Source organism: Bradyrhizobium sp. Ken51 (assembly GCF_055807435.1).
Genome location: NZ_JBVVPB010000101.1, coordinates 1 through 2,395, shown reverse-complemented (window position 1 = coordinate 2,395; position 2,395 = coordinate 1). Strand labels below are relative to the sequence as shown.

The following is a 2,395-nucleotide window of genomic DNA, read 5'->3' as shown; positions in this document are numbered from 1 at the left end:
TAGGTGTGTTGCTGATGACGCTGGGGGGCTTTTCGATGTTAAGCTCGAGCCGGACGCTTCGGCAGACGGTGAGATTAAGTCAGTGAAGCGCGCTACACTGGCAAGTTAGGTGACGCGGCGGCCGCGATCGATGAGTTCACGGCGCTATAGCTGAATGCCACACGTACAAGGTTCCACACGCCTGCCGTCAGTTTAGCGCTGCCTTGGAGGGACATTCGATTAACATGGCGGTCCCCCTTTCGGATGGCACTGCCATCATGCGGTACAAAGCGTTTGTGGTGGACAGCAGCCGGCGAGTGATCTGCGCAGCAAAGCTTGACTGTATTGACGAGCAGGCGGCGAGACGTCGAGCCTAGCAAATGCATGGCGAGCACGACGTGGAGCTTTGGGAAGGCGATCGGCTCGTTTCTACTTCTCAAGGTGCAACATCGAACGGATAATCGGTGCAACCGCCCTGTCCGGAATAGACGGCCGCCGACTTGTTCACGCCTTCGCCCAGGAACTGTAGCGCCTTATCGACCTGTTCAGGATGTCCACAACTAAAGTCCAGGGGAGCGTTCGCTCGCTGCTCGCGCGGTTCATTTCCTCTAATGTATTCGCCAGCTCTTCTGTACGGGGCGAATAAGGACGTCGTGCGCTACCGCACTGGCCTTCATCGTGACGCTTCCCGGTCCACCGTTCGGGGAAGCTGGCTCGCTCGATGAAGCCAAGCGCGCCGCTTCAAGGTCGCCTGGGAGAACTCCAAGGCGAAGCATCGGCCAAGCTGGCGCTCGATATCGCTTCGCTGATCGGCGCCGTCGGTAGCTCCAAGTTGCTCGGGGAGCTTTTCCTTTCAAGCACGCAACACTCTCCGCGCCCTCTGCTCCTCAGATTGCCACATCCGCCGCTGAGATGAAAAAGGCCGCAGGATCAGCTCATCTCCTGCGGCCTTTATTTTCCCGGGAAAATTGAGTGCTTACGTAATGGACCTTCCAGCCCCGGCTGTTGGCGATGATTGCAGAACCTGGTTGGCGGGTTGAGTCCAAAACATCTGTTCCGAAGCGGAACATGGGAGGCTGTTGCGCCTGCGCAACGTCTTGTCCTGATGCGGAAGAGGACGGGCGCATAACCCGAAGTTCTGCCGTGTTTCATCGAGAGTCCGACCCAGTATTCTTGCGGGCGGTTGAGGCGTTCGAATTGGTGTAGATTCGGGGAAATGGTGAAAATGCAAGTGCACCATCAACCGTAGCACCAAGCTCGGCCGACGGGGAGGGAAGCATGGTAGCAGCTCTGCAGATAAACTTTGCGCTGTGGGGAATGATTGTTTGTGCCGCCTGCGAGTTTCTGCAACTCGTCGAACTATTTTAGAACAGCAGAAGCCTCCAACTAACCATTCTGAACGTTTGTGGGCGATGGTACGAGCATCGGTCTTAACAGCGAGTTGGCCGGTGCAAAATGGGGCCCTAGCGCATCCAAGCAATGCTAGGGCTTTTTCGTCGAGCCGTGACTCGGACCAGAGCGAACAGCTCGGGTTCACGCCACTCTATTTTTTTCGCTCGCGATCTTCGTACTTTTCACTACACCGTAAATCACCGCGCTTTACGAGGTCGACCTCTTGAAGGGGCGGATAACAGTGAAGCAGGGCGTATTCGTTGGTATATGGCGCAGGTGAGCGGACGCAAACGTTCGCGCCAACCGGTAGATGGACCAATTGGCCATCCATCAGCATGTAGCTGCAGCTGTCGATTTTCTTGGGTTTGTCTGCGGGACCATCATAGGCCGCCCCGGCTGAAACTAGCGAAGCAAGGGCGATGCCGGCGATTATGAGAGTACGCATTCGGCCTCCTTTCCATTCGAACGCGGTACGAAATGTCTGTCGCGGGCCTAGTGCCCGCAACCGATCGTCGGTTGTTAGCCACCGCGGCCGACATTGGAGGAAGCATTATCCAGCCATCGCCGCGTTGCGTCGTCACTCCATCCGGGGACCGCGAAGCGCACCCGAGAATTGACATCCGGGCTCGGACGTTCCGCCGCGGGTTGGCGCGCCCGAGAGTGACGCACCTTTGCAGCGTCGGCCGAGGTGCACAGGAGCATCAAGAAACTCACCGCCAAAACCGAGCGCATAGGTCAGCTCCAATTCCGCAACCGCCCCTATCTGATACTCCGACTGTTCCCTCACAATCTGTGCCGGCCTCACAACTACGAGAAGGAGGCGAAAGCGCGCGAGCTACTGCGCGTCCTGGGTGAAGAAAAGGATATCGCTAATTCCGATCCGGGCAATCCGAGCAGAGTACGATTGGGTGCCTCGGCCTCACACCGCAAGGCTCCGCCGGCTGTTGAGGCCGGCGGTTCTCACGGCGTGGAGGCTAATCTTCCAAGGTTAGATAGTGCAGCGATGTCCAGGGATTCAAATTGC

The 2,395-nt window shown here is 57.5% G+C and carries 1 protein-coding gene; it reads right to left on the bottom strand.

Annotated features, from left to right (window positions below; genetic code table 11):
* Positions 1 to 1,522: 1,522 nt before the first annotated feature.
* Positions 1,523 to 1,816 (bottom strand): hypothetical protein, encoded by a 294-nt coding sequence (locus AC0L27_RS40945; RefSeq protein ID WP_473323747.1) that lies wholly within the window; start codon positions 1,814 to 1,816, stop codon positions 1,523 to 1,525.
* Between the last annotated feature and the right edge of the window lie 579 nt (positions 1,817 to 2,395).

What these genes read in the sequence shown, in the direction of transcription:
- AC0L27_RS40945 (WP_473323747.1), bottom strand. Translation starts at nt 1,816, where the DNA reads ATGCGTACTCTCATAATCGCCGGCATCGCCCTTGCTTCGCTAGTTTCA.